Source organism: Chelatococcus sp. CO-6 (genome assembly GCF_001271345.1).
Taxonomy (GTDB): Bacteria; Pseudomonadota; Alphaproteobacteria; order Rhizobiales; family Beijerinckiaceae; genus Chelatococcus_A; species Chelatococcus_A caeni.
Genome location: NZ_CP012398.1, coordinates 1,055,565 through 1,080,977, shown reverse-complemented (window position 1 = coordinate 1,080,977; position 25,413 = coordinate 1,055,565). Strand labels below are relative to the sequence as shown.

General features: G+C 68.8%; 25 protein-coding genes. 18 read left to right on the top strand and 7 right to left on the bottom strand.

What is annotated here, in order from left to right; translation table 11 throughout:
• Positions 1–28 precede the first annotated feature (28 nt).
• Genes AL346_RS05115 through AL346_RS05105 form a run of 3 tightly spaced genes read left to right on the top strand, consistent with a single transcriptional unit; the run spans position 29 to position 3,196 of the window.
• Positions 29–931 (top strand): NAD(P)-dependent oxidoreductase, encoded by a 903-nt coding sequence (locus AL346_RS05115; RefSeq protein ID WP_019403388.1) that lies wholly within the window; start codon positions 29–31, stop codon positions 929–931.
• 1 nt (position 932) lies between these two features.
• A complete protein-coding gene (locus AL346_RS05110) occupies positions 933–1,952 on the top strand; it encodes an aldo/keto reductase (protein WP_019403389.1) in 1,020 nt (339 codons plus the stop codon).
• Between the two features lie 38 nt (positions 1,953–1,990).
• The gene (locus tag AL346_RS05105; RefSeq protein WP_019403390.1) at positions 1,991–3,196 is read left to right on the top strand and encodes a mandelate racemase/muconate lactonizing enzyme family protein; all 1,206 of its coding nucleotides are present in this window, start codon (positions 1,991–1,993) and stop codon (positions 3,194–3,196) included.
• A gap of 18 nt (positions 3,197–3,214) precedes the next feature.
• Here the strand turns inward: AL346_RS05105 and AL346_RS05100 are convergent, their stop codons facing one another.
• The 4 genes from AL346_RS05100 to AL346_RS05085 are packed head-to-tail and all read right to left on the bottom strand — an operon-like array spanning position 3,215 to position 7,110.
• Entirely contained in the window at positions 3,215–3,892 is a 678-nt protein-coding gene (locus AL346_RS05100; RefSeq protein WP_019403391.1) for a GntR family transcriptional regulator, read from the bottom strand.
• Positions 3,893–3,928: 36 nt separating this feature from the next.
• On the bottom strand, positions 3,929–4,951 hold the full coding sequence (locus AL346_RS05095) for a Gfo/Idh/MocA family protein (protein ID WP_019403392.1): 1,023 nt from the start codon (positions 4,949–4,951) through the stop codon (positions 3,929–3,931).
• A 3-nt stretch (positions 4,952–4,954) separates the two neighbouring features.
• Positions 4,955–6,085, bottom strand: a complete 1,131-nt coding sequence (locus AL346_RS05090) for an isocitrate/isopropylmalate dehydrogenase family protein (protein ID WP_019403393.1) — start codon at positions 6,083–6,085, stop codon at positions 4,955–4,957.
• A complete protein-coding gene (locus AL346_RS05085) occupies positions 6,082–7,110 on the bottom strand; it encodes an SMP-30/gluconolactonase/LRE family protein (RefSeq protein WP_019403394.1) in 1,029 nt (342 codons plus the stop codon). Before AL346_RS05085 ends, AL346_RS05090 begins: the two co-directional genes overlap by 4 nt.
• A 108-nt stretch (positions 7,111–7,218) precedes the next feature.
• On the opposite strand from AL346_RS05085, the gene AL346_RS05080 reads away from it, so the two are divergent.
• The 4 genes from AL346_RS05080 to AL346_RS24510 all read left to right on the top strand — a co-directional run bounded on the left by AL346_RS05080 (position 7,219) and on the right by AL346_RS24510 (position 11,134).
• Complete coding sequence (locus AL346_RS05080; RefSeq protein WP_050996677.1) at positions 7,219–8,238, top strand: tripartite tricarboxylate transporter substrate binding protein; 1,020 nt, start codon at positions 7,219–7,221, stop codon at positions 8,236–8,238.
• 93 nt (positions 8,239–8,331) lie between these two features.
• Positions 8,332–9,096 (top strand): hypothetical protein, encoded by a 765-nt coding sequence (locus AL346_RS05075; protein ID WP_156332687.1) that lies wholly within the window; start codon positions 8,332–8,334, stop codon positions 9,094–9,096.
• A 21-nt stretch (positions 9,097–9,117) separates the two neighbouring features.
• A complete protein-coding gene (locus tag AL346_RS05070; RefSeq protein WP_053193334.1) occupies positions 9,118–10,659 on the top strand; it encodes a tripartite tricarboxylate transporter permease in 1,542 nt (513 codons plus the stop codon).
• Positions 10,660–10,771: 112 nt separating this feature from the next.
• On the top strand, positions 10,772–11,134 hold the full coding sequence (locus tag AL346_RS24510) for a putative quinol monooxygenase (RefSeq protein ID WP_019403397.1): 363 nt from the start codon (positions 10,772–10,774) through the stop codon (positions 11,132–11,134).
• A gap of 14 nt (positions 11,135–11,148) precedes the next feature.
• Here the strand turns inward: AL346_RS24510 and AL346_RS05060 are convergent, their stop codons facing one another.
• Entirely contained in the window at positions 11,149–12,192 is a 1,044-nt protein-coding gene (locus AL346_RS05060) for a LacI family DNA-binding transcriptional regulator (protein ID WP_019403398.1), read from the bottom strand.
• A gap of 114 nt (positions 12,193–12,306) precedes the next feature.
• Here AL346_RS05060 and AL346_RS05055 point away from each other — a divergent pair, with 114 nt between their 5' ends.
• The 5 genes from AL346_RS05055 (at position 12,307) to AL346_RS05035 (ending at position 16,955) form a co-directional block, all read left to right on the top strand.
• Positions 12,307–13,296 carry a TRAP transporter substrate-binding protein gene (locus AL346_RS05055; protein WP_019403399.1) on the top strand — a complete coding sequence of 330 codons (990 nt, stop codon included), beginning with the start codon at positions 12,307–12,309 and terminating at the stop codon, positions 13,294–13,296.
• 101 nt (positions 13,297–13,397) lie between these two features.
• A complete protein-coding gene (locus tag AL346_RS05050; protein ID WP_019401082.1) occupies positions 13,398–13,850 on the top strand; it encodes a TRAP transporter small permease in 453 nt (150 codons plus the stop codon).
• Positions 13,851–13,863: 13 nt separating this feature from the next.
• On the top strand, positions 13,864–15,144 hold the full coding sequence (locus tag AL346_RS05045; RefSeq protein ID WP_019401081.1) for a TRAP transporter large permease: 1,281 nt from the start codon (positions 13,864–13,866) through the stop codon (positions 15,142–15,144).
• A 31-nt stretch (positions 15,145–15,175) separates the two neighbouring features.
• On the top strand, positions 15,176–16,249 hold the full coding sequence (locus AL346_RS05040; protein ID WP_157672218.1) for an Ldh family oxidoreductase: 1,074 nt from the start codon (positions 15,176–15,178) through the stop codon (positions 16,247–16,249).
• A gap of 13 nt (positions 16,250–16,262) precedes the next feature.
• The gene (locus AL346_RS05035; RefSeq protein ID WP_053193331.1) at positions 16,263–16,955 is read left to right on the top strand and encodes an RraA family protein; all 693 of its coding nucleotides are present in this window, start codon (positions 16,263–16,265) and stop codon (positions 16,953–16,955) included.
• A gap of 55 nt (positions 16,956–17,010) precedes the next feature.
• Here the strand turns inward: AL346_RS05035 and AL346_RS05030 are convergent, their stop codons facing one another.
• Positions 17,011–18,543, bottom strand: a complete 1,533-nt coding sequence (locus AL346_RS05030; RefSeq protein WP_053193329.1) for a UxaA family hydrolase — start codon at positions 18,541–18,543, stop codon at positions 17,011–17,013.
• Positions 18,544–18,688: 145 nt separating this feature from the next.
• Here AL346_RS05030 and AL346_RS05025 point away from each other — a divergent pair, with 145 nt between their 5' ends.
• The 4 genes from AL346_RS05025 to AL346_RS05010 all read left to right on the top strand — a co-directional run bounded on the left by AL346_RS05025 (position 18,689) and on the right by AL346_RS05010 (position 22,755).
• A complete protein-coding gene (locus AL346_RS05025; RefSeq protein WP_019400741.1) occupies positions 18,689–19,693 on the top strand; it encodes a TRAP transporter substrate-binding protein in 1,005 nt (334 codons plus the stop codon).
• Positions 19,694–19,761: 68 nt separating this feature from the next.
• Positions 19,762–20,289 (top strand): TRAP transporter small permease, encoded by a 528-nt coding sequence (locus AL346_RS05020; RefSeq protein ID WP_019400742.1) that lies wholly within the window; start codon positions 19,762–19,764, stop codon positions 20,287–20,289.
• Positions 20,289–21,557 (top strand): TRAP transporter large permease, encoded by a 1,269-nt coding sequence (locus tag AL346_RS05015; RefSeq protein WP_019400743.1) that lies wholly within the window; start codon positions 20,289–20,291, stop codon positions 21,555–21,557. Before AL346_RS05020 ends, AL346_RS05015 begins: the two co-directional genes overlap by 1 nt.
• A 25-nt stretch (positions 21,558–21,582) precedes the next feature.
• On the top strand, positions 21,583–22,755 hold the full coding sequence (locus AL346_RS05010) for an enolase C-terminal domain-like protein (RefSeq protein ID WP_019400744.1): 1,173 nt from the start codon (positions 21,583–21,585) through the stop codon (positions 22,753–22,755).
• Positions 22,756–22,764: 9 nt separating this feature from the next.
• On the opposite strand, the gene AL346_RS05005 is transcribed toward AL346_RS05010, so the two are convergent.
• Positions 22,765–23,793, bottom strand: coding sequence for a GntR family transcriptional regulator (locus AL346_RS05005; protein ID WP_019400745.1), 1,029 nt, complete (start codon positions 23,791–23,793; stop codon positions 22,765–22,767).
• A gap of 231 nt (positions 23,794–24,024) precedes the next feature.
• On the opposite strand from AL346_RS05005, the gene AL346_RS05000 reads away from it, so the two are divergent.
• Positions 24,025–24,672 (top strand): RraA family protein, encoded by a 648-nt coding sequence (locus AL346_RS05000; protein ID WP_019400746.1) that lies wholly within the window; start codon positions 24,025–24,027, stop codon positions 24,670–24,672.
• A 13-nt stretch (positions 24,673–24,685) separates the two neighbouring features.
• Positions 24,686–25,387: a FadR/GntR family transcriptional regulator gene (locus AL346_RS04995; protein WP_019400747.1), complete on the top strand. Its 702-nt coding sequence runs from the start codon at positions 24,686–24,688 to the stop codon at positions 25,385–25,387.
• Positions 25,388–25,413: the final 26 nt, after the last annotated feature.

The window sequence follows — 25,413 nt, the reverse complement described above, 5'->3', positions numbered from 1 at the left end:
GTTGCCGGATCGAACAAGGATGGAATCGATGGACAGGATCGGGTTTCTGGGGCTCGGCACCATGGGTGGCCCCATGGCGCGCAACATCCTGCGCAAGGGCTATCGCGTGAAGGGCTTCGACCTGAACCGCAACGCCATCGAGGCGCATGTCGCGGCCGGCGGCGAGGCCGCGGCCTCGCTCGCCGACCTCGCCGACGGGGCCGATGTCGTCATCACCATGCTGCCCGACGGGCCGGACGTCGAGCGGGCGGTGCTGGGCGAGGGCGGGCTCGCCCACGCCATGCGCCCGGGCGCCGTGCTCGTCGACATGAGCACCATCGATCCCGCCGTGACGCGGCGTGTCGGCCAGGCGCTTGCCGAAAAGGGCATCGCCATGGTCGACAGCCCCGTCGGCAAGACGCAGGATCACGCCATCGCCGGCACGCTGACGCTGATGGTGGGCGGCGATTCCGCCGTCGTCGAGCGGGTGCGCCCGATCCTCGCCTGCATGGGCAGCGACTTCTTCTATTGTGGCGGGCTCGGCATGGGCGAGGCGCTGAAGCTCACCAACAACTTCCTCGCCGCCACCATCTTGTCGGCAACGAGCGAGGCCCTCGTCATGGGCGCCAAGGCCGGCCTGTCGCTCGAACTCATGACCGAGGTCATGCGCACGACGATGGCGTGGAACAACCAGCTCGCCATCGCCCTGCCGAAGAAGGGCCTCGCCGGTGACTTCTCGCCCGGCTTCATGGTCAAGCTCGGGGAGAAGGACCAGCGGCTCGCCATCGGCATGGCGAGGGCGCTCGGCGTCGACACGCCGGTCGGCGATGCCGCCCATGCGGTGCTGGTCGAGGCCAAGACGACGGGCTTCGCCGATTTCGACGTCACCTCGGTGCTGCACCTGCGCGAGGAGCAGGCGGGTATCACCGTTCGCGCCAGCAAGGACGCCTGAGATGACGGAGGATGTCCCGACGCGCCGGCTCGGCCGCACCGACCTTGCCGTTTCGGTGCTCGGTTTCGGCGCCGCCCCGCTGGGCGGCGTCTACCGAGCGCTTTCGGATGCCGAGGCCGATGCGACGGTGGCGGCGGCCTATGACGCGGGCCTGCGCTATTTCGACGTGGCGCCGTTCTACGGCCTCGGGCTCGCGGAGCATCGCCTCGGCCGCGCCCTGCGTCAGCGCCGCGGCGATTGCGTGCTGTCGACCAAGGTCGGCCGGCTGCTCCGCCCGGTGCGTGGCCGCGCGCCCGAGAGCATGTATGTCGACCCGCTGCCCTTCGAGGTCGTCTACGATTACAGCTACGACGGCGTCATGCGCTCGATCGAGGATAGCCAGCAGCGCACGGGCCTCGTCGATTTCGACATCCTGTTCATCCACGACGTCAACCGGCGCTGGCACGGCGATGCCGTCGACCGCCGCTTCGACGAGGTGATGGCCGGCGGCTACCGCGCCCTCGACGAGCTGCGCCACAACGGCCATGTGAAGGCGATCGGCGTCGGCGTCAACGACAACGAGATCCTCGTGCGCTTCGCGGAAGCCGGCCGCTTCGACTGCTTCATGCTGGCGGGCCGCTACACGCTGCTCGACCAGTCGCCGCTCGACCAGCTCTTTCCGCTCTGCGAGCGCGAGGGAATTTCCATCGTCTCGGCGGCGCCGTTCAATTCCGGCATCCTCGCGACCGGTGCGCGTCCGGGCGCGAAGTTCTTCTATGCCGATGCGCCGCCTGCGATCCTGGAGCGGACGCGGCAGATCGAGGACGTCTGCGAGCGTCACGGCGTGCCGTTGGCGGCGGCGGCGCTGCAATTCGCGCTCGGTCATCCGATGGTGGCGAGTGTCGCCGCAGGCTTCAGTTCGCCCGCCGAGGTCGAGACCAATGTCGCGATGATGCGCTTTCCCATTCCGCCCGCCTTCTGGGAGGAGCTCAAGGCCCAAGGCCTCGTCCGCAAGGAGAGCCCGACCGCCAACACGGCGTGAGACGAGCGCCCTTCGGGCGAAGCACAGAGGAGGCGCCCTTGGAAACGTCTCGCGCAGGCGGCCGGTGGCCCCTGCCCATCACGTCCGTCGAGGCCTTCACCGTCCAAGTGTCGGCGAAAACCGTCTGGATCCTGCTGGAGCTCAGGTTCGCCGACGGGGTGACGGGCTGGGGCGAGGCGACGCTCGCCGGTGCGGAAGAGGCGGTGCTCGCCGAGATCGGCCATGCCGGGACGCTTCTCGCCGGCCGGTCCTTCGCGGGAGCGGGCGAGGCCGTCGCCGGCCTGCGCAGTGCCCATGCCTCGCAGGCGCGGCTGACGGTGATGCGTGCCGTCGAGCAGGCCTTCCTCGACGCGCTTGCGCGCCGTGCGGGCCTGCCGCTCGCCGCCCTGCTCGGCGGGCCGGAACGGCAGTCGGTTCCGGTCTACGCCAATATCAACCGGGGCATTGCCGATCGCTCGCCGCAGGGCTTTGCCGCGTGCGCCCGGGAGGTGGTGACGCAGGACGGCTACAGGGCCGTGAAGATCGCGCCCTTCGACGGGCTCGACTGGTTCCGCGTCGACCATCAGGCGGGCACGCGCCTCCTGAGCGCCGGCCTTGCCCGCATTGCCGCGGTGCGCGAGGCGATCGGTCCCGATGTGGCGCTGCTTGTCGATTGTCACGCCCGCCTTTCGCCGGTGATGGCGCGCACGATCCTGCGCGAGGTCGGTGACGCGGGCCTCTACTGGCTGGAGGAGCCGCTCGCGGAGGATACCTTCGACGCCGAAACGGGGCGGGCCTTGCGCCATTTCGCCAATGACCGCGGCATCCGCATCGCCGGCGGCGAGCATCTGGCGACGCTGGCGGAGGCCCGGGACTTTCTGGCGCGCGGCACCTGCGATGCGATCCTGCCGGACCTGCGCTGGACGGGCATCCGCACCGGTCTTGCCATGCTCGAACTGGCGGCGGCCTCGGGCGTCGGGGTGAGCCTCCACAATCCGGTCGGGCCGGTGCTCGACCGGATCAGCGTGCAGGTCGCGGCGGCCCTGCCGTCCTTCCTCATCCTCGAACGGCAGGCGCGCGAGAGCCCCCTGTTCGATGCGATCCGCGGCGGGCCGCAGGATCTCGTGGAGGGCGCGGTCCCTCTCGACGGCGCGCCCGGTTCTGGCCCGGCACCGGACAGGGCGCTGCTCGAACGCTGCACCCGGCAAGGCTTCACCCGGCCGGCGAGCCTTGCCGGCATCGCCGGCGCCGGCGGCGATACGTGATCGCGGCCGGCAGCTGCATCAGAGCTGGGTCGGCCCGTTGCGCAGGAGGGAGACCAGCATGGCGCCGGCGCGCAGCCGGTGCTCACGGTGGATGCGGGCGGCGGCTTCCGGGTCGCGCCGCTCGATGGCATCGACGAGGGCCTGGTGGTCCCTGTTGGAATCCGTTGGGCGCGGACGCAGCGTCAGGGTCAGCATGCGCACGCGGTAGGTCTGGTCCCAGAACTGGTAGACGAGCGCGCGCAGGCGCTTGTTGCGGCAGGCCTCGATGAGCAGCGTGTGGAAATGGCCGTCGGCCCGCGCCCAGGCCTTGAGGTCGTCGGCCGCCAGCGCGTCCTCCATCTCCTGGACGGCGCCCTTGAGGGCGGCGAGTTCCTCCGGCCCCAGCCCCGTGCGGGCGATCTCGGCGGCGGCGTCCGATTCGAGCGCGGTGAGGATCTGGTAGATCTCGGCCATGTCGTCGGCCGAAACCGGCAATACGCGCATGCCGTGGCGCGGGCGCACCTCGACCATGCCCTCGTTGGCGAGCCGGATGAGCGCTTCGCGGACGGGCGTGCGGCTCATGGCGAGCATGGCCGCGAGCTCCTGCTCCAGCATCATGGTGCCCGGCGGCATCTCGTTGTCGAGGATGCGCCGGCGGATCTCGCCATAGGCCCGCGCCGTGAGCGACAGGCGCTCTTCGCTGTCTCGGTTCTCCATCCGCACGATCGTCACTGCCCTCCGTCTGCACTCTATCTACACCGGTTCCCAGTCCCGTGCCGCCGACCGGTAGATCGCCTCCTCGATGCGCAGGTTGACGAGGTAATCGCGGCCGGTGTTCACCACGGGCCGCCCATGGCGCAGATTGTCGACGACGTGGCGCTGCAGCTTGTAGACGCTGTCGCCGGCAAATCCACGCCGTTCCCATTCATAGGCGATTTCCTCCTCGGCGTTTTCCCCGAAACGGCGGAAGAAGAGACGGCCGTAGCCATCGAGGCGCAGCGTGCCGTTCTCGCCCTCGACGAGCATCTCGCCCATCGTCAGGCGCCTGTCGTCGGCGGCGTGGTCCGAGAGACGGTTGCCGTCGAAGAGGGCGGCGGCGCCACTGGCGAGGGAGAAGACGATGATGCCCGCGTCCTCGCCGCGCAGCACGGGATTGACCCGCCTCAGCCGCGCATCGACCCCCACCACCTCGCCGAACAGGAAACGGAAGGTGTCGATGAAGTGGATCGCCGTCTCGTGGATGAGAAAGCGCTCCATGGTCTGGAAATAGGGCTGGCGGTCGAGATAGGCCCGCTCGCCCCGCCCGTCGCCCGGGCGCAGGCGAAAGCTCGCCTGGTAGAGCGGCCCCACGAGGCCGGCATCGATGAGTTCCCGGATCTTCAGGTGCCAGGGCTCGAAGCGGAAATTCTCGTGCACGATCAGCGGGATGCCGGCGCCCTCCGCGAGTGCGACCGTCTCCTCCGCCTCCGCCAGGGAGCGGCAGAACGCCTTCTGGCAGATGGCGGGAATGCCCCGCTCGGCAGCGAGGCCAACGAGTTCGCGATGGGATGCGGGGGGCGCGATGATGTCGAGGAGGTCCGGCGCAACCTCGTCAAGCATCCGCGCGGCGTCGGCATAGACGCGCTTAATCGCGAAGCGCTGCGCGAAGGCCGCCGCCTTGTCGATGTCGCGGTCGCAGATGGCGACGATCTCGACGTCGTCCATCCGCGCCCAGGCGTCGTGGTGGAACTGGCTGAAATATCCGGCGCCGATGGTGGCCACGCGCAGCCTTGCCATGGCTCAGGCCCGTCCGCCGGCCGCCACGCGGGCGGTGTCGTCATCGATGGCGGCGAGGATGGCGCGGGTCACCGCGGCGGTATCGGCATCGCCGCCGAACTCGCAGGTGCGCAGGCGCCCGTCGGCGAAGGCCGCGTCGATCGCATCGGTGATGAGCCGCGCCGCCGCCCGCGCGCTCGGAGCCGCGTGGCGCTCGCCCAGCCAGTCCAGCATCATCGCCGCCGACTGGAACATCGCCGTCGGATTGGCCTTGCCCTCACCGGCGATATCCGGCGCGCTGCCGTGACAGGGCTGGAAGACGGCATGCTCGTCGCCGATGTCGGCGGAGGGGGCATAGCCCATGCCGCCGATGAGGCCGGCCCCGAGGTCCGACAGGATGTCGCCGAACATGTTCTCCGTCACCATGACGTCGAACTCCCAGGGCTTCAGCACCAGCGAGAGCGCCATGGCGTCGATATAGACGTGGTCGGCCGCAAGATCGGGGAAGCGCCCGGCGCGCTCGTCGAAGATCTTGCGGAAGAAGGCGAAGGAGGCAAAGACATTGGCCTTGTCGACGCAGGTCACCCGGCCCTTGCCGGTGCCGCTGCCGCGCCGGTCCTCGGCGAGGCGGAACGAGAAGTCGAACAGGCGCTCGCAGACCGGGCGCGTGATCACCATCGTGTCGCGCGCCTCCCGGTCGTCCGTGACGACGCCCTTGCCGCGCGAGGCGAAGAGGCCTTCCGTCGATTCGCGGATGATGACGAAGTCGATGGCCTCGGCCCGGGGGCTGGCGAGCAGGCTCGGCACGCCGGGGATCGTGCGGATCGGCCGCACGCCGGCATAAAGGCCGAGGTCGAAGCGCAGGTCGAGCTGCGGGGCGATCTCGGTGCCGTCGGGATAGCGGATGTGCGGCATCCCCATGGCGCCGAGGAGGATGGCATCGGCCTTCGCGCAGGCGTCGAAGGTCGCCTTCGGCAGGGCGTTGCCGGTCTCGCGATAGGTGTTGGCGCCCGCCTCCAGCCATTCGTAATCGAGCGCGACATTGCCGACCCGGCGCATGGCCGCCTCGAGGACGTCGATGCACGGCTGCATGACCTCGACGCCGATGCCGTCGCCGGGAAGGACCGCGATGCGGAAGGTGGAGGAGGGGTTCATTCTGCGGATGCTCCGTTTGCGGGGTAGGGACCGGTCGCGGCAAGCGAGGCGAGCGGGCCGAGCGGATGGGACCAGTGCACCGGCGGCGCGCCGGCGACCGGACTGCGGAAGGAGAAGAGGCTGTCGCCGAGCAGGCAGCCCAGCCAGGCCGTCGAGAGATCCGGCCCGCCGAAGGCGAGGCTCGAAATGTTGCGCAGGAGCCTGCTGCGGACCGTGTCGAGATGCGGGCGCCCGAGCCGGCCGGCGGCATAGGCCTGTTCGACGGCATCGAGGTGTCCCGCGTCCGCATCCTCCAGCATCACCTCCTGCCCGCCGTCCGGGGTGACGCGGATGAGGCGGTTGCTGACGATCGACGTGATCCAGATGCCGCCTTCCGCATCGAAGGCGAGGCCGTCGGGAAAGGTGCCGGGTCCGAAGGTGGCCACGACTTCCTTGCCGGCGAGCGAGCCGTCGGCACGCAGCGCGTAGCGCGACAGGTGGCGGGTGAAGGTCTCGTTGACGTAGAGATAGCGCCCGTCCGGAGAGACGTGGCACTCGTTGGTGTAGCCGAGCCGGTCGGCGACGATGCGCGCGCCCCGGCGATCGATGCGCACGATGAAGCCATCATCGACATCGGGCCGGTAGCCGAGGTCGCGCGGCACGCGACGGGTGCTCACCGTCACCCAGAGCCCGCCATCGGCATCGCGGTAGACGAAGTTCGTCGCGGGGAAGGGACGCCCGTCGATTTCCGTCGCGACGGGCTCGATGCCGCCGTCCGGCTGGAGGCGGAAGACGCCGCCTTCCTCCGCGCCGAGATCGGCGAGGAGGAAGCTGCCGCCCGCCTCGAGGGCGATGCCGTTCGGGCGCATGGTCCGCGGCGCGCCGCGCGCCGTGATGCGGCTGACATGTCCGTCCGCGCCGATGATCGCGACGCCGCCTTCGCCGTGCCAGTCCGCCGTGAAGACGAGGCCGCTCGCGTGGGCGATGACGCATTCGGGCCGCACGAGGCCGGAGCCGACGGCAGTGAGACTGGCGAGTTCGATCATGGTTGACGGTGCACTCGTTTGTGTATACGTAAATGAATACCGGATCGTGAGAAGAAATCAATAGCCCGGTCAACCGGGGCCGGAATGAAGGCCAGGGAGGAAGGAACCATGAGAAAGTTCATGGGTGCGGCAGGTGCCGCAGCCGCAGTGGCGCTGGTCGCCGCCGCGACCGTGGCGCGTGCCGAGGATTATCCGGCGCGCGACATCAGCGTGGTCGTCGTCTGGGCGGCCGGCGGCGGCACGGACACGGTGAACAGGCTCATCGCGGCGGAGATGCAGCAGCACCTGCCGGCACGCATCAACGTCGTCAACCGCACCGGCGGCGTTGGCGGCTCGGCCGGCATGAGCTTCGTCTACGGCCAGCCCGCAGACGGCTATACGCTGGCCGGCATCTCGGAATCGAACGTCACGGCGGGGGTCCAGGGCGGCTGGGATCAGCGCTTCGAGGTGTGGCAGCCCTTCATCGTCGGTGGCTCGCCCGATCTCGTGTCGGTGTCGGCGAATGCGCCCTATCAGACGCTCAAGGAGCTCATCGAGGCGGCGAAGGCAAAGCCCGGCGAGATCCGGGCCGGGGCGAGCGCCGCGGGCTCCATCCACCACCTCAACCTGCTCGCCCTCGAGAAGGGCACCGGCGCCAAGTTCAACTACATTCCCTATGACGGCTCGGCCCCGGCGCAGAACGCGGCCGTCTCGGGCGAGGTCGCCGTCGTCGTCACCTCGCTCGCCGAGCAGCAGCAGCTCATCCGCGCCAAGCGCCTGCGCCCGCTCGCCATGCTGACGCCGAACGCGGTCAGCGTGGAAGGCATCGGCGATGTGCCGTCCGCCTTCGCCGATTTCCCGGACCTCAAGGAGCACCTGCCCATCCAGCAGGCCATCGGCTTCGCCGTGCGCGCCGATGCGCCCGACGCGGTCAAGAAGACCCTGACGGATGCCTTCGACAAGGCCCTGCAGTCGGACAAGGTGAAGGGGTGGGCGGCCCAGAACTTTTACGAGATCTCGGGCAAGAGCGGCGAGGCGGCACGCGAGGAGTTCCAGCGTCTCGAGAGCCTGTTCGCCTGGACGCTGCACGAGCTCGGCGCCGCGACCGTGAGCCCCGAGAAGCTCGGCATTCCCAAGCCGGCGAAGTGAGAAGCCGGGGCGGGTCGACCGCCGGCGCTGAAGGCCGGCGGCCGGGCCCGTCCCGTCCCTGCCGTTGTCACCAATGCTCCCGCGGGGTGCGTCGTGAGCCGAAACGATCAGTCGGTGCCCGGCCTGCGCAAGGCGGATTTCTGGACCGGGCTCGTCCTCGTCGCCATATCGGTCTTCATGCTGGTCGAGACCCTCGGCTATCCGCTCGAAGGGTCCTATGCCGGGGTGCGCAACGCGTGGTACGTCTCGCCAGCGCTGCTGCCGCTGATCGTCTCGGCCGTCCTGATCCTCCTGTCCTGTTCCCTGCTTGCGACCGCCGTGCGTGCCGGCGCGGCGAGCGCCGCGCTCGCCGATGTCAAGCCGCGGGCGCTGCGGGGCCATGCGGGGGCGGCGCGGGACATCTGGATCGTCGCCTTCGTCCTCGGCGGCTACATCTATTGCCTCGTCCCCTACGTCGACTTCACGGCGGCGACGGCGCTCACGCTCCTCACCCTCGCGGCGGCGTACCACCTGCCCACCGCCCGCGTGCGGAAGGCGGGCCTTGCCGTCTTCGCCTGCGCGATCGCCGCGGTCCTCCTGGCGACCTTCGCCGCCGGCTGGCGGCCGCAGCCCCGCTCCACGGGGGCGGACCTGCGCGACCTTGCGGTCTGGGCGGCATTCCTCGCTGCCGCGGTGAGCGTCGCCTGGGCCGCCGGCGCGCCGGAGCGCAGGCGCTGGCGCCGCTGCCTCGTCGTGGCGCTCGGCACGTCCCTCATCCTCTCCGTCGTCTTCAAATGGGGGCTGCTCGTGCCCCTGCCGGTGGAAGGCGTGACGATCAATACGCTCGACGCGGCGCGCCGCCTCCTCCTCCTCCGGTGAGCGAGCCATGATGGTGTGCTCATGACGGTTCTCGATCAGTTCGGCGCCTTTGCCGGGGCCCTTGCCGGGCTCCTGTCGCAGCCAGTGAGCTGGCTCCTGCTCATTGGCGCGAGCCTGCTCGGCATCACCTTCGGCGCGCTGCCCGGGCTCACCGCCACGCTCGGCGTCGGCCTTCTCGCCACGCTGACCTATTCGCTCGACCTCAACATGGCGCTCATCGCGCTCATCGCCATGTATGTCGGGGCGGTCTATGGCGGCTCCTATTCGGCGATCCTGCTCAACATTCCGGGTACCGCCGCCTCCGCCGCCTCGGCCATGGACGGCTATCCCATGGCGCAGCGCGGCGAGGCCGGCCGCGTCCTCGGGCTCACGACCACGGCCTCCTTCGTCGGGACGGTGGTCGGCATGCTGGCCCTCGTGGTGGTCGCGCCGCTTATCCTCGAGCTGGCGCTGCAGTTCACGTCCTACGAGTTCTTCCTGCTCGCGCTCTTCGGCATCATCATCTCGGGCACGCTGCAGAGCTCCGATCTCGTCATCAAGGGTTGGATCGCCGGTTTCCTCGGCCTTGCCCTGTCGACGGTCGGCCGCGACGGGCTGATGTTCTTCCCGCGCTTCACCTTCGGGGTTCCGGAGCTCGATTCCGGCATCGAGGTGGTGCCGGTGCTGATCGGTGCCTTCGCCATTCCGCAGATCATCCACGGCCTGCGGGAGGGGGACGGCGCCGTCAGGCTGCAAGCCGTCGGCCGCATCCTGCCGGACATCCGGACCATGCTGCGCAACCTCAAGCATGTCATCCGCTCAGCCATGATCGGGGTCGGCATCGGCGCCGTGCCGGGCGTGGGGGAGGACATCGCCGGCTGGGTCTCCTACGGCACCGCCAAGGCCAGTTCGCCCAACCCCGAGAATTTCGGCAAGGGCGAGCCGGCCGGGCTGATCTCGTCGGAGACGGCCAACAACGCCTGCATCGGCGGTGCGCTGATCCCTCTCGTCACGCTGGGCATCCCCGGCAGCCCGCCGGCCGTCATGCTGCTCGGGGCGCTGATGCTGCACGGCCTGACGCCCGGGCCGATGCTGTCGATCGAGCAGCCCAACTTCCTCGTCGAGCTGGCGGCCATCATGGTGCTCGCGTCGCTCGCCATGTGGATCAACGGCATGCTGCTCGCCCGCCAGGTCGTGAAGCTGCTGCGCATCCCGCCGTCGCTCTTCCTGCCGGTCGTCGCCATCCTGTCCGTCCTCGGTTCCTATGCGCTCGGCCTCAGCACGTTCAACCTCTACCTGATGTTCGCGGTGGGGCTCGCGGCCTATTTCCTCACGCGCATGCACTACCCGATCTCGGCGCTGGTGATCGGCGTCATCCTCGGGCCGATGGCCGACGAGAACCTCAGGCGCGCGCTCATGGTGGGGCAGGGGGATCTCACGCCCTTCGTGACCCGTCCTCTCAGCCTCATCCTCGTGCTCGCCATCACGCTCATCGTGCTCTCCCAGCTGCCGGCCTACCGGCGCTGGCGGGCGCGCGCCCTGCAGCGCCTGCGCACCGCGGGGGCAGGCGGCGACGGGGCCTGAGGCGCGGGATCATCATCCGCGGATGGTGCGGCCGTCGATGCGCGGCTCGCGTCTGCCACCGCGACCTCTGGCACGCGGCCGCGACAGGCCGAGAAACGAAGGAGCATTCGCGATGACCGATCCGGGCCCGTCCCTCCACGAGCCGGTATCCGGGCCGGAGAGCCGCGACGAGCGCTATGCCATCCTCGTCGAATTCGCCGTCCGCAAGGGGGCCGAGGAGGCGTTCGAGGCGCTCATCTGCGAGAACGCGTGCCGCTCACTCGCCGACGAGCCCGGCTGCCTCGTCTTCGACGTCTGCCGCCGCCCCGGCGATCCCTTCAACATCGTCCTCTATGAGATCTATGCGGATCGGGCAGCGTTCGCCGCGCATCTCGCCGCGCCGCACTTCCGCGTCTTCGACGCTCAATGCCGGGCGCTCATCGACGGCAAGCGCGTGACGGAGCTCGACCTTCTCCTCGCCGAGGCGCCCCGGTGACCGCCTGCTGCCGTTCAGGCGCTCTCGCGGGCGATCAGCTCGAAGCCCACATCGATGCGCTTATGGCCGCTCTCGCTGCCTTCGATGCGCGCCAGGATCAGGTTGCCGGCGACGAAGCCGATCTCGTGGCGGCGCACGCGGATGGTGGTCAGGGAGGGCACCATCTCGGCGGCCAGCTCCTGGTCGTTGAAGCCGGCGATCGCGATGGCGTCCGGCACCGCGATGCCGCGGCGCGTGCATTCATAGACCGCGCCGGCGGCCCACAGGTCCGAGGCGCAGAACAGGCCGTCGAGCTTCGGCTCCACCGCGATCAGATGCGCGAGCGCCTCCCGCCCCTGGGCGATGCCGAAGCGTGCCCGCACGACGAGGCGGGGATCGAAATCGAGCCCCGCCGCCTCCAGGGCGACGCGGTAGCCGTCGAGGCGCTGGGCATGGCGGTCGTTCTGGGACGGATCGGCGCCGACGAAGCCGATGCGCCGCCGCCCGCCGGCGATCAGCCGCTCGGTCATCGCGATCGCGGCCTGCCGGTTGGAATAGCCGACGCAGCAGTCGATGGGCTCGTCGGGGAGCGTGCCCATCTCGACGACCGGGATCTGCGCCTTCTGCAAGAGTTGCCGCGTGGCGGGGGAATGATTGGCGCCCTGGATGACGAGGCCAGCCGGCCGATGGCCGAGCAGCGTGCGCACGATGGCCTCCTCGCCTTCGCTCGATTCGGCGGTGTTGCCGAGGAGGACGCAGTATTTCGACGGGCTGAGCGCGTCCGACAGGCCCTGCACCGCATCGGCGAAGACGCCGTGCTGGATATAGGGCACGATCGCGGCGACCACCTGGGTGCGGGTGGCCGCGAGTCCGCCGGCGACCAGATTCGGCACATAGCCGACCTCCGCCATCGCCTCTTCGATCCGCCGGCGCGTCTCGGCGGTGACGAGATCCGGCTGCCGCAGCATGCGCGAGACCGTGATCATCGAGACGCGCGCCTGCCGGGCGACATCGGCCATGCTCGCCTGCTTGGCCGAGGCCCGGTTGCGGCGCGCCGGCGCCATATTGTCGGTCGTCATTCGATCCGCCCCTTGACCATTCCGAATGATAGACGCTAACATCATGTTAGCGTGCATCAATAAGCGCGGTAAACGCGCAACCCCGCGCCGTCAATCCCAATGGAGGAAGAGCCCATGATCAACACCCGGCTGTGCCGGCGAAGTCTTGCCGCGTTCGCGACCCTCTTCGCCTTCACCCTCTCTGCCGAGGCGGAGCCCTTGCGCCTGCAGGCCGCCACCATCGCGCCGCCCGACAATATCTGGTCCAAGGTCGGCGACCGCTATGCGCAGGCGGTGAAGGAGCGCACGAACGGCCAGGTCGTCATCGATATGTCCTATTCGGGCGCGCTCGGCAGCGCGGCCGAGACGATCGAGGCCCTGCAGTTCGGCACGACCAACATCGTCATCCAGGAGGTCGGGCATCTCGACAGCTACGATGCGCTCGCGGGCCTCGGATCGTACCCTTACCTCATCCGTGACTACGACCACTTCAAGGTCGTCATGCAGAAGGGCGGCGTCGGCCAGGCCTTCCATGACGAGATCGAGAAGCGTGCCGGCTTCAAGCTGGTCGGGGCGGGCTTCCGCGGCGCGCGGGAAATGGCGACGCGCCGCCCCATCGAGAAGCCGGAGGATCTCGCCGGCCTGAAGCTGCGCGTGCCCAACCAGCAGATCTTCCGCGCCACGTGGGAAACACTCGGCGCGAGCCCCACGCCGATGCCCAGCCTGGAAGTTTACTCTGCCCTGCAGCAGGGGATCATCGACGCTGCCGAGAACCCACTCGAGGCGCATCTGCGTTCCAAATATTACGAAGCCGTGCCCTATGTCATCATGACGGGGCACGTGAACGCCTATTACACCTTCATCTTCGACGCGGACTTCTTCAACAAGCTGCCGGAGGAGACGCAGGCGGTCCTCGTCGAGGAAGGCGAGAAGGCCATGGCCTGGGGCTCCGAGGAGATGCAGAAGCTCCTCGCCACCTATGAGGGCGAGCTCGAGAAGCACGGCGTCAAGATCGTGCGGCCCGACGTGGCGGCCTTCCGCGAGAAGCTCGTGCCCCTCAAGGACAAGTATCCCGCCGATTTCCAGGAGTGGATCGTGCGCTTCCAGCAGGCCGGCCAGAGCTGACCGGCCGGGCGGGCCTGCCGGGCCCGCCCCTTTCTTTCGCCCGCCGTCAGGCGAACCGGCTGCCGGAAGGCGGCCAGAACCCGATTTTCCGAACGGCTCCCATGTCCCGTCTCGTCCATCTCGTCGAGCGTGTTCTCGACAAGGTCCTCATCGGCTTGTTTCTCGTCATGGTCGCGGCGATCGTCTGGCAGGTCTTCGCGCGCTACGTGCTGCACGCGCCGACGATCTGGTCGGAGGAACTCGCCCGCTTCCTGCTCGTCTGGGTGACGATGCTCGGCAGCGCCTACGTGCTCGAACACGGCGGCCACGTCGCAGTGACCGTCTTCGTCGACATGCTGCCTGAGCCGCTCGAGCGGGCCGTCTCGGTGGTGCGCGATTTCATCCTCATCGCGATGGCGGGCTCGCTCGCCTATTTCGGCTACGGCTTCGCCGCCTCCGGCCTGCGCCGCATCTCGACGGGCCTCGGCCTGCCGATGAGCTGGGCCTATGCGGCCGTGCCGATCGGCGCCGGGCTGATCGCCTTCTTCCTCCTCGCGCGCCGCCTGTCCCGGTGAAAGGACCGCCGTGATGCTCACTATTCTGGCCGTCTCCTTTCTCCTCCTTATGCTCATCGGTGTGCCGATCGGCTTTGCCGTGATCATCGGCAGCATGCTGGCGCTTCTCTTCGGCGGCACCGTCAATCCGCTCATCATGCCGCAGCGGATCTTCGCCGGCATGGACAACTTCTCCCTGCTCGCCATCCCCTTCTTCCTTTTCACCGGTGCGCTCATGAGCCTCGGCGGGCTCTCGGACAGGCTCATCCGGTTCGCCAATGCCCTCGTCGGCCGCTTCCGCGGCGGCCTCGCCATCTCCAACGTGCTCACGTCGGTGCTCTTCGGCGGCATTTCCGGCTCGGCCGTAGCGGACACGAGCGCGCTCGGGCGCACCTTCATCCCGGCCATGGTGCGCTCCGGCTATTCGCCGGCCTTCTCGGTGGCGGTCACGGCCTGCTCGGCGCCGCTGTCGCCGATGATCCCGCCCTCCATCGCCTGGATCCTCTACGGCTTCCTGACCGACACCTCGATCCTGCGCCTCTTCATCGCGGCGATCATTCCATCGCTCCTCTGGGCCGTGGTCATGATCGCGGTGGTCGTGTGGAAGGCGCATCGGGGCCAGATGACCGTCCAGCCGCCGGCCCCCATGCGGGAGGTGCTGTCCACCGCACGGGCGGCGGGCTTCGCCCTGCTGCTGCCGGTCTTCATCCTCGTCGGCATCCGCATGGGCGTCTTCACGGTGACGGAGGCGGCCGCCATTGCCGTGCTCTACGCTATCGGCATCGGCCTCATCTATCGCGAGCTCAACCTCGCGACGCTGGCGGCAAGCCTTCGCAGCACCGTCCAGTCGACCGCCGTCGTCATGATCATCATCGGCGGCGCCGGGCTCTTCTCCTGGGTGCTCGCCTATACCAAAACACCCGAGACGGTCGCGGCCTGGATCCTGAGCGTCGCGGACACGCCGGTCGCCTTCCTCCTCCTCGTCAACGTGGTGCTCGTCATCCTCGGCACCTTCATGGAGGTGAACGCGGCGAAGATCATGATCCTGCCGATCCTCTTTCCCGTCGCCCAGCAGCTCGGGATCGACCCTGTCCATTTCGGCGTGATCGTCACCGCGAACCTCTGCCTCGGGCTCCTGACACCGCCCGTCGGCATCGTGCTGGCGCTCGCCTGCCGCATCGGCGACGTGCCGCTCGAGAAGGGCGTGGCGGCGACCTTCCCCTTCTTCATGGCCGGGGTCGCCACGGTCCTCATCCTGACACTCGTGCCGGGGCTCTCGCTCTGGCTGCCCAACCTCGTGCTCGGCGCGCCCTGACCCGCGCGTCCCAACAAAAGGAAAAATGCTGATGAAACTCCTCGAAGACGGCTCGTATCTCGTCGATGCCCCCCGGCTGGAGGCCCTGGTCCAGGCCATGCTCGAGAAGGTGGACGTTCCCGCGCCGGACGCCGCCCTCGTCGCCGGATCGCTGGTGTCCGCCGATGCCAGGGGCATGAATTCGCACGGGGTGCTGCGCCTGCCGGTCTACATCCGCCGGCTGCAGCAGGGTGGCTTCAAACCGGCGAGCCGGGGGACCGTGGTCAAGGAGACGGCCGCCACCATGCTGATCGACGGCGGCGAAGGCCTGGGGGCGGTGCTGACCTCGCATGCGATGGACATCGCCATCGAGAAGGCGCGGACGACCGGCATCGCAGCCGTCGGCATCCGCAATTCCAACCACAACGGCGAGAACGCCTATTACGTCCAGCGGGCGATCGCCCAGGACATGATCGGCATCGCCACGACCAACGGCTCGCCGATCATGCCGGTCTGGGGCGGCAAGACGCCGCTCACCGGCCCGCTGCCGATCGCCATCGGCGTGCCAACCGGCGAGGCCCTGCCGATCGTGCTCGATGCGGCGCTCGGCATGTCCTCGCGCGGCAAGATTCTTTACTACGCCGAAAAGGGCATGCAACTGCCCGACGGCTGGCTCGTGGACGCGGAAGGGCGGCCGACGAACGATCCGAACTGGGTCAAGAACGGCGGCTGGATCCTGCCCATCGGCGGGCACAAGGGCTGGGGGCTCATCCTCGCCTGCGAGATCCTGTCGGGCCTGCTCACCGGCGGCGCCTTCGGCCAGGAGCTCACGAACCTCTATGACGACCTCGACCGTCCGCAGCGCAACGGCCATTTCGTCATCGCCATCAACATCGCCGCCTTCACCGACGTTGCCGCGTTCAAGGAGCGGATGGACACCTATATCGCCATCATGAAGGCGTCGGAACGAGCGCCCGGCGTCGACGAGATCCTGATGCCCGGCGAGATCGAGTTCCGCAAGGAGAAGAAGCAACGGGCGGAAGGGCTCGCGGTGAGCCGCTCCGTCATCGACGAGGTCGTCGCCGTCGCGCGGGGCCTTGGTCTCGACGCCACCGCGATGCTGTGAGGAGCCGAAGACGATGCACGATCCCCTTCTCGACCGGCTGCGGAATCTCGACACCGGCCAGGTCAGCGACGTCCTCGACGAGGCCGGCCTGCCGAACCACGCGCTCGCTTCGGCACTGATGCCGCTCGCCCCTGGCCAGCGCTTCGCCGGGCGGGCCGCCTGCCTCAGGGGCGAGCGCAACGTCGCCGGGCGCGCGCAGACGCCGGCGGCGCCGGCCGACACCTTCGAGCGTGTCGCGAAGCCGGGAACCGTCGTCGTGATCGAGGCCGGCGGCTTCCAGGGCGGGGCGCTTCTCGGCGGCTTCGTCGCCTTGAGCCTGCAGCGTGGCGGCTGCGTCGGCCTCGTTACCGACGGTGCCATCCGCGATGCCGATGAGATCCGGGACCTCGGGTTTCCCTGCGTGGTCGGGGCGGTCACGCCGGTCAACGGCGCGCGCCGCTGGCGCCTGAGCGAGGTCGATGTCCCGGTCTGCCTGCCTGGCCAGTCGGACGGCCCTGTGCGGGTTTCGCCGGGCGACTACATCCTCGCCGACGGCGACGGCGTCGTCGCCATTCCCGCCGGGGTCGCCGAGCAGATCATCGCCGATGCCGAGGAACTGCAGCGCATCGAGCGGCGCATCGGCGAGGAGATGCGCGGCGGCGGCAGCCGCACGACGGTGTTCAAGGCCAACCCGCGCTTCGACCACGTCCGCCCTGCGCGCGGGTGACATCGGAAATCGGGCGGGCGGTGGCTGCATACCGTCCGCCCGTTGAACTCCCTGCCTACATCACGGCGCCGATCTGCCAGGGCACGAATTCGTTGTCGCCAAAGCCCTGGGCTTCCGACTTCGTCGCCGTGCCGGAGGCGGTGGCGATGATCTTGTCGAAGATCTCGCGGCCCATCGCCTCGACGCTCGCGGAGCCGTCGATGATGCCGCCGCAGTTGACGTCCATGTCCTCGGCCATCCGGTCGTACATGGTCGTGTTGGTGGCGATCTTCAGGCACGGGGCGGGCTTGTAGCCGGAGACCGAGCCGCGGCCGGTGGTGAAGCACACGACATTCGATCCGCCTGCAATCTGGCCCGTCACCGATGCCGGGTCGTAGCCGGGCGAATCCATGAAGACGAAACCCTTGGCGGTGACGAGCTCGGCATAGCGATAGACCTCGACGAGGTTCGTCGTGCCGCCCTTGGCCGCAGCGCCGAGGGATTTTTCCAGGATGGTGGTGAGCCCGCCGGCCTTGTTGCCGGGCGAGGGATTGTTGTCCATCGTGCCGCCGTTGCGCCGGGTGTAGTCCTCCCACCAGCGGATGCGCTCGATCAGCTTGTCGGCCACCTTCTGGCTGACGGCGCGGCGGGTGAGCAGGTGCTCGGCGCCGTAGATCTCGGGCGTTTCGGCGAGGACGGCCGTGCCGCCGTGGCGCACGATGAGGTCGGCCGCGTGGCCGAGGGCGGGGTTGGCCGTGATGCCGGAATAGCCGTCGGAGCCGCCGCACTGCAGCGCGACGGTGAGTTCGCTCGCCGGGCAGGGCTCGCGCCGTGCCTCGGCGGCATGGGGCAGCATCTCGCGGATGATGGCGCAGCCGGCCTCGATCGTCTTGCGGGTGCCGCCCGTGTCCTGGATGTTCATGACCCGGAAGAGGGGGCCCTGCGCGATGCCGTAGGCGTCGAGCAGGAAGTTGATGTGGTTCACCTCGCAGCCGAGGCCGACGAGCAATATGCCGGCAAAATTCGGGTGGCGGGCATAGCCCCAGACGGTGCGCTGCAGGTTCGCGAAGCCCTCGCCCGAATCGGCCATGCCGCAGCCGGTGCCATGGGTCAGAGCGACGACGCCGTCGACGGCGCCGAACGGCTCGAGCGCGCCGGACAGGGTCATCTGCGCCGCGATCTGCCGTGCGACGGTCGCCGAGCAGTTCACCGTCGTCAGGACGCCGATGTAGTTGCGCGTACCCACCTTGCCATTCGTGCGCCGAAAGCCCTGGAAGACGGCGCGTTCGTGGTCGGCAACGTAGGCCGTGGGCCGCACCTCCTGGCCCGCCGCGTAGTCGCGGCCGAAGTCGCGCATCTCGACATTCTGCACATGGACGTGCTCGCCGGGCTCGATGTCGGTCGAGGCGAAGCCGATGATCTGGCCGAACTTGCGGACCGGTTCGCCCTTCGCGATGGGCCGGGTCGACACCTTGTGGCCGATGGGCACGCGCGTGTGCGTCCGCACGCCATCATCTGCGACGGCGACGCCGGGCAAGAGGTCGGTTCGCGCGACGACGACATTGTCGTCCGCGTGCAGGCGAACGGTTGGATTCGGATTGGCGATCATCGGTCTCGTTCCATCGGCTGATCCGGGTGCAGTGGCCGAACCTTACTTATTGCTCCTTGCATGCACAATGCGTTTCTGAATAGGATGGCGGCAAGACCCCGCCCAACAAGGGGCTGACGTTTATCGAGGGATAAGGAGACGGTCGATGAAGGGGCTTCTTTATGCAGGCATCGCCGCGCTTGGCGTCGTGCTGGCGCCTGTCGGCGAGGCGGCGGCGCAGAACCTGCGCTTCGGGCACGCCAATACGCCCGGCGAAATCGCGGCCGCGCTGTTCGACGAGTTCGCCGCGCGCGTCAAGGAGCGCACCGACGGCAAGGTGACGATCCAGGTGTTCCCCGGCGAGCAGCTCGGCAAGGAGGTCGAGCTCGTCCAGCAGGTCCGCGACGGCGCGCTCGACATTTCCGCCCCGTCGATGGCCGCGGCGAGCACCCTCGTGCCCGCGCTCGAGATCCCGAGCACGCCCTTTCTCTGGACCGACTGGCGCGAAGCCGAGGCGGTGATCTCCGGCCCGGCCATGCAGCCCGTCTTCGACGAGCTCGAGAAGAGCCAGAACATCATCCCGCTGACCAAGATCTGGTACTGGGGCTGGCGCAACTTCACCTTCGCCAACCGGGAGGTGCGCAAGCCCGAGGACATGAAGGGCCTCAAGATCCGCGTGCCCGAATCCCCCGTCTGGGTGGAGATGGTGAAGGGCCTCGGCGCGGCGCCGACACCGATCGCCTTCAGCGAGGTCTACACCGCCCTGCAGCAGGGCACCGTCGACGGGCAGGAAAACCCGATCCCGACCATCTATTCGCGGAAGTTCTACGAGGTGCAGGGCGTGCTCACCATGTCCCGGCACATGCTGCAGAACAACATGATCCTCATCAACAAGGCCTCGTTCGAACGCCTCGATCCGGCGCATCAGCGCGTCCTGATCGAGGAGGCAAGCGCGATGTCTGCGAAGAACACGCTCCTGCAGCAGAACCGCGAGCAGGGCATGCTCGAGCAGATCCGCGAGGCCGGCAACACCAAGATCATCGACGACGCCGACCGCCCGGCCTTCGCCGAGAAGACGAAGGATGCGGTCTTCTCCGCCCTTGCCGGCCGCTGGGGCCAGGAGAACATCGACCGCGTCGTCTCGACGATCGAGACCCTGCGCGCCGACTGAGACCTGAGCCCGGGCGGGCGGCCCTTCGCCGTCCGCCCTTCTGCCTTCAGCGCTATCAGGGCGGCCCCATGCTGCAGATCCTTGCCCGCGTCGACGATGCCGTGCGGCGCGTCGAATACCACCTGCTGTGGACGCTTCTCGGCATCATCGCCGCGACCCTGCTCGCGGCGGTCTTCTTCCGCTATGTACTCGCCTCGCCCTTCACCTGGACCGAGGAGCTCGTGACCATCCTGTTCACCTGGATGGTGTTCATCGGCGCCAGCGCCTGCTTCGCCAGCCATCAGCACATCCGCGTCGACAGCCTGCCGCGCATCGCCCCGCTGCCTGTCCGTGTGGCGCTCGGCATCCTTTCGGTCCTCGCCTGTTTCCTCATTCTGGGGATCTGCGTGCGCTACGGCCTGCTCTACGCGCAGCGTGTGGCGAACGACCGCACGCCGATGATGAACCTGTCCTTCTCGGTCGTCGCGCTCGCCCTGCCGGTGACGAGCGTCGCAGCCATGCTCCACATCCTGCGGGAGACCCTCTCCAGCGGGCCGGAGCGGGTGCTCATGTCGACGATGGAAATGGCGGAAGACGAGCCCGGAGCGCCTCTCTGATGCTTCTCACCCTCGGCGCCCTCGCCGTTCTCCTCATGATCGGCGTGCCCACGGCCTTTGCGCTCGCGGGCTCGGCCCTCCTCGCCATCTGGTGGGACGGCATTCCGCTCACCGTCGCCGCCCAGCGCATCGCCGCGGGCGTGCAGTCGTTCCCGCTGCTCGCCATTCCGCTGTTCATCCTGGCCGGGACGCTGATGAACGCCTCCGGCATCTCGGAGCGCCTGTTCGACCTGACGCGGGCTCTCGTCGGGCACATCCGCGGCGGCCTCGCGCAGGTGAACGTGCTTGCCAACGTCTTCATGGCCGGCGTCTCCGGCTCGTCGCTCGCGGATGCGGCGGCGACCACCCGGGTCTTCGTGCCGCAGATGGTGAAGAACGGCTACGACAAGGCCTTCAGCGTCGCGCTGACCGCGGCGGCAGCCACGCTCGCGCCGATCATTCCGCCCTCGATCCTGCTCGTCGTCTACGGCTGGCAGGCCAATGTGTCGATCGGCAGCCTGTTCATCGCCGGCATCCTGCCTGGCCTGTTCATCGCGGCCTGCCTGTTCGGCGTCGTCGCGGTCATCGCGCGGGTGAAGGGCTATGCCCGTGGCGAGCCGTTCTCCGGGGCGCGCCTCAAGGCGTCGTTCCGGCAGGCCATCTGGGCCCTCCTTATGCCGGTCATCATCGTCGTCGGCTTCCGCCTGGGGGTCTTCACGGCGACCGAGGTCGCCGCCGTCGCCGCCGGCTATGCCTTCGTCGTCGGCGTCTTCGTCTATGGCACGGTGCGGTTCGCCGACCTGCCGTCGATCCTCGCGCAGACGGCCCGCGATACGGCCTCGATCCTGATCATCGTCGCGACATCAGCGCCCTTCGCCTGGGTGCTGTCCATCAACCAGGCGCCGCAGCAGCTGCTCCAGCTCATCACCGGCATCTCCGAGAACCCATGGGCGGTCCTGCTCATGCTGAACGTGCTGCTGCTCTTCATCGGCATGTTCATGGAGACGATCGCGGTCATCATCATTCTCATTCCCGTGCTGATGCCGCTGCTGACGACCCTACAGATCGACCTCGTCCACTTCGGCATCCTGATGATCGTCAATCTCGTCATCGGGCAGATCACGCCGCCGCTGGGCGTGCTGATGTATGTCACCTGCGCCATCTCGCGCACGAGCCTCGGGCGCTTCCTCGTCGCCGTCGCCCCGTTCCTCGGCGTGCTCATCGTGGCGCTCCTCGTCATCACCTACGTTCCCGCCATCTCGCTCCTCCTGCCGGGGCTCATCCGCTGAGCGCGGCCACTCGGGAGAACCGTCGATGCCAAAGATCACGCGCGTCGAGCTGCATGCCTTCTCCTTCGACGCGAAGGACCTCGCGCCAGACGGCAGCGGGTTCAATCTGGTCTATGCGCCGGGGGCGCGAACGCCGCTCTCGAAATACGCCCTCGTCATCGAAGCGGAAGGCGGCGCGCGGGGGGAATATGTCGCCCTGTGGGGCGGCACGCCGATGGCCTTCGCCCAGACGGTGGCGCTCGCGCCCCATCTCGTCGGCCGCGACGCGTTCGCCCGCGAACAGATCTTCGACGACTTCAAGCGGGCGCACCGCCAGTACGACCACATGGGCTTCGGCGCCATCGACATCTGCCTGTGGGACCTTGCCGGAAAGGCTTATGGCGCCTCCGTCTCGGCGCTTCTCGGCGGCTACAGGAAGCGGCTTCCCGCCTATGCGAGCACCTTCCACGGTGACCGCAACGGCGGGCTGGACAGCCCGGCGGCCTATGTCGCCTTCGCCGAGGCGTGCCACGACATGGGCTTCCGCGCCTTCAAGATGCACGGCTGGTGCGAGGGCAACACGGCCGAGGAGGTCGAGACGGTGCTGGCGCTCGGGCGCAGCGTCGGTGGCCGCATGGCGCTGATGCTCGATCCCGCCTGCGAGCTGCGCACCTTCGCCGATGCGCTCGCCGTGGGCCGCGCCTGCGACGAGGCAGGCTTCTTCTGGTACGAGGATCCGTATCGGGACACGGGCGTCTCGATGCACGCCCATGCGAAGCTGCGCCAGATGATCGCGACGCCTCTGCTGCAGGGCGAGCACATCCGCGGCATCGAGCCCAAGGCCGATCTCATCGTGGCCGGGGGAACGGATTTCGTGCGGGCCGATCCCGAATACGACCTCGGCATCACCGGCACGATGAAGATCGCGCATCTTGCCGAGGCCTTCGGCCTCGACTGCGAGATCCACGCCAGCGGCCCCGCCCATCGCCATTGCATGTCGGCGATGCGCAACTCCAACTATTACGAACTGGCGCTCGTCGGCCCGAAATGCCGCAACGCGATGCCGCCGGTCTATGCCGACGGCTACAGTGACGAGCTCGACGCGGTGGGGCAGGACGGCTGCGTGCCGGTGCCGGAGGGGCCGGGCCTCGGCGTTGCCTACGACTGGGATTTCATCGCCCGCAACCGCACGGCGCTGCAGGTCTTCGAGGCGTCGTGAGCGCCCGCCCTATTCCGGCAGCAGATAGGGCGGTGGGGGCGGTGGCGGCGACGCGGACAGGATGTCGAGCCGCTTCAGCACCTTCGGCAGCGACAGCTGGAGATGGACGTCGAGCGCCGCCGCGGCGGCGTCGCCGTCGCGCCGGCCGAGGCATTCGAGGATGGCCTTGTGCTCGCCGAGGAAGGGATCGAGCTCCGGCAGGCGCAGGTAGCTGCCGAGCATGTGCTTGTTCGAGATGAGCAGCGCCTGGTTGATGCGCAGGAGCTTGATGAGTTCGGGATTGCCGCAGAAGCTGGTGCAATCGACGTGGATGTCGCGCTCCAGCTGGTCGAGCTCGCTCTCGCTGACGTTCGGGTAGCGCTCGAGGGCGCTCGTCAGGCGCAGCCACATCTGCGTCAGCAGGGCCTGGGGGATGGCGCTCGCGGCGCTGCGCAGGGCCGGCGGCTCGAGATAGCGCCGCACCTCGTAGAAATGGCCGATGCGCTCCCGCGTCAGGGGCACGACGTGCCAGCGCGACCGCTGGTCCTTCTCGATCAGCCCTACCCGTTCGACGCGGGTCAGCACGTCACGGGCGACGGTGCGGCTGACGTTGTAGTAATGGGCGAGCTCCAGCTCGACGACGGACAGCCGGCCGTAGATCGAACAGCCGCTGATCTCGCGCTCGACCTCGTCATAGATGCGCGTCCAGGCCGCGGGCGATCGCTCGGCGGCACCGCTCGAGGTGATGGCGGCGAATTCCTGCCGGGTGATCCGCCGGCGCCTTTCCGGCACGGTCCGGCCTTCGCCGAGGACGAGATAGCCGCGGCCGTCGAGCTTGCTGAGCCGTCCCTCCTGGGCGAGCAGTTCGAGCGCCAGTTTGACGGGTGTGCGGCTCGTGTTCATGACGTCCGCGACGACCGCCTCCATGACCACGCTGCCCTGCCCGAGCGCACCGGACGAGACCGCGGACCGGAGCGCGTCGAGGACGCTTTGATAGAGGGCGGCCGCTGGTGGCCGCTCCTCCGACGGCGGGGCTATGGAGATGCCGGGTTCGAGCATGCCCGCACCCTAGCAGAGGATCGCCCGGCCGGGAATTGTCCTTACGTTCCAGTCCGATGCGGCCGATCAAGCGCCCTTGGGGCAGAGACGATGTCGCAGGGCTGGGGTGCGGGCCGACTCCAGAAAGGGCCCGCTTTTCCCGCACCAAATATCAGATGTTTAACATCAGATGTTTGTTGCGCGGTGGGTAGCGGCCGTGTCATGCTGACACGACTGCTCAGGGAGGATCCGATGGCGACGCTCGCCGACAGGCTGGACCGATGCTATTCCGGCGCGATCTACGACGTCATGCGGGACATGGGCCTAAGGCCGGGCGTCCTGCCGCGCACGATCCGCGGGCTCGTGCCCGACCAGCGGGTCGCGGGTCCGGTCTTCACCGTGCGTGGCCGGCCCGATCCGGAGGTCGATGCGCACACCTCGCTGCTCGAATGGACGGGCTTCCTGTCCCGGGCGCCGGCTGGCCATGTTATCGTCTGCCAGCCGCAGGACGACACGCGCGCCCTCATGGGCGAATTGTCGGCGGAGGCGCTGAAGCTGCGCGGCGTGCGCGGCTACATCGTCGATGGCGGCTGCCGCGACACGGAACTGATCATCGAGCGGGGCTTTCCCGTCTTCTGCCGCTACACCACGCCGGTCGACATCGTCGCCGCGTGGCGGCCCGAGGCCTTCGACGAGCCGGTCACCATCGGCAACGTCACGATCCGTGCCGGCGACTTCGTCCTCGCCGACCGCGACGGCATCATCGTCATCCCGGCCGACCGGGCGGAGGAGATCATCGCGCGTACCGAGGCCGTCATCGCGACGGAATCGGAACTGCGCCGCGCCATTCGCGCGGGCGAGGACCCGCAGCGGGCCTACCTGCAGTACGGCAAGTTCTGAGCGGAGGCGCAACGTGGTTCGCAGGCAGAAGCCGGGCCGCATCGGCGCGGTGGTCGCGGCCCTCGGGGCCGAGATCGCCGGGGGCAGCCATGCCGAGGGGGCGACGCTGCCCGCCGAGCACGAGCTCGAGGCGCGGTTCGGCGTCAGCCGCAGCGTCGTGCGCGAGGCGATGAGGACCCTGGCGGCGAAGGGGCTCGTCAGCGTTGCGCCGCGCCACGGCACCCGCGTCCGCCCGCGCGCCGAATGGAGCCTGCTCGACCGCGACGTGCTGACCTGGCTGACGGGCGAGCGGGGGCCTGAGCGCGAGTTGCTCCTCGCGCTCGAGGAAACGCGCGCCATCATCGAGCCGGCAGCCGCGGCTCTAGCCGCGCAACGCGCAACGGCCGAAGACCAGCTGCGCCTGACGGAGGCGCTCGTCGCCATGCAGCGGGGGCGCACGGATGCCGCTGCCGCGGTGGCGGCCGACCGTGCCTTCCACCTCGCCGTGCTCGATGCCACGCACAACCCGGTGCTGCAGAGCTTTCGCGGGGCCATCGACGCGATCCTGTCGGCCATCTTCGCCGCCTCGATCGACGAGATGCGCTGGTTCGAGGAGAACCTGCCCAACCACGCCAGCGTCGTGGAGGCGATCCTGCGCCGGGACGCAGCGGCAGCCCGGCGCGCCATGGAAGCGACCATCGGCTTCACGCGCCGCAATCTCGAGGCGCGGGGCTGAACGAAACCAACAAGGAAAGCGGAGGA

Coding starts and splice junctions, on each gene's coding strand:
- AL346_RS24510 (WP_019403397.1), top strand. CDS start 10,772: ATGACCGATCCGGGCCCGTCCCTCCACGAGCCGGTATCCGGGCCGGAG.
- AL346_RS05000 (WP_019400746.1), top strand. CDS start 24,025: ATGGCGACGCTCGCCGACAGGCTGGACCGATGCTATTCCGGCGCGATC.
- AL346_RS05040 (WP_157672218.1), top strand. CDS start 15,176: ATGAAACTCCTCGAAGACGGCTCGTATCTCGTCGATGCCCCCCGGCTG.
- AL346_RS05115 (WP_019403388.1), top strand. CDS start 29: ATGGACAGGATCGGGTTTCTGGGGCTCGGCACCATGGGTGGCCCCATG.
- AL346_RS05070 (WP_053193334.1), top strand. CDS start 9,118: ATGACGGTTCTCGATCAGTTCGGCGCCTTTGCCGGGGCCCTTGCCGGG.
- AL346_RS05080 (WP_050996677.1), top strand. CDS start 7,219: ATGAGAAAGTTCATGGGTGCGGCAGGTGCCGCAGCCGCAGTGGCGCTG.
- AL346_RS05090 (WP_019403393.1), bottom strand. CDS start 6,085: ATGAACCCCTCCTCCACCTTCCGCATCGCGGTCCTTCCCGGCGACGGC.
- AL346_RS05060 (WP_019403398.1), bottom strand. CDS start 12,192: ATGACGACCGACAATATGGCGCCGGCGCGCCGCAACCGGGCCTCGGCC.
- AL346_RS05110 (WP_019403389.1), top strand. CDS start 933: ATGACGGAGGATGTCCCGACGCGCCGGCTCGGCCGCACCGACCTTGCC.
- AL346_RS05010 (WP_019400744.1), top strand. CDS start 21,583: ATGCCAAAGATCACGCGCGTCGAGCTGCATGCCTTCTCCTTCGACGCG.
- AL346_RS05015 (WP_019400743.1), top strand. CDS start 20,289: ATGCTTCTCACCCTCGGCGCCCTCGCCGTTCTCCTCATGATCGGCGTG.
- AL346_RS05085 (WP_019403394.1), bottom strand. CDS start 7,110: ATGATCGAACTCGCCAGTCTCACTGCCGTCGGCTCCGGCCTCGTGCGG.
- AL346_RS05100 (WP_019403391.1), bottom strand. CDS start 3,892: ATGGAGAACCGAGACAGCGAAGAGCGCCTGTCGCTCACGGCGCGGGCC.
- AL346_RS05055 (WP_019403399.1), top strand. CDS start 12,307: ATGATCAACACCCGGCTGTGCCGGCGAAGTCTTGCCGCGTTCGCGACC.
- AL346_RS05005 (WP_019400745.1), bottom strand. CDS start 23,793: ATGCTCGAACCCGGCATCTCCATAGCCCCGCCGTCGGAGGAGCGGCCA.
- AL346_RS05095 (WP_019403392.1), bottom strand. CDS start 4,951: ATGGCAAGGCTGCGCGTGGCCACCATCGGCGCCGGATATTTCAGCCAG.
- AL346_RS05025 (WP_019400741.1), top strand. CDS start 18,689: ATGAAGGGGCTTCTTTATGCAGGCATCGCCGCGCTTGGCGTCGTGCTG.
- AL346_RS05030 (WP_053193329.1), bottom strand. CDS start 18,543: ATGATCGCCAATCCGAATCCAACCGTTCGCCTGCACGCGGACGACAAT.
- AL346_RS05050 (WP_019401082.1), top strand. CDS start 13,398: ATGTCCCGTCTCGTCCATCTCGTCGAGCGTGTTCTCGACAAGGTCCTC.
- AL346_RS05045 (WP_019401081.1), top strand. CDS start 13,864: ATGCTCACTATTCTGGCCGTCTCCTTTCTCCTCCTTATGCTCATCGGT.
- AL346_RS05020 (WP_019400742.1), top strand. CDS start 19,762: ATGCTGCAGATCCTTGCCCGCGTCGACGATGCCGTGCGGCGCGTCGAA.
- AL346_RS05035 (WP_053193331.1), top strand. CDS start 16,263: ATGCACGATCCCCTTCTCGACCGGCTGCGGAATCTCGACACCGGCCAG.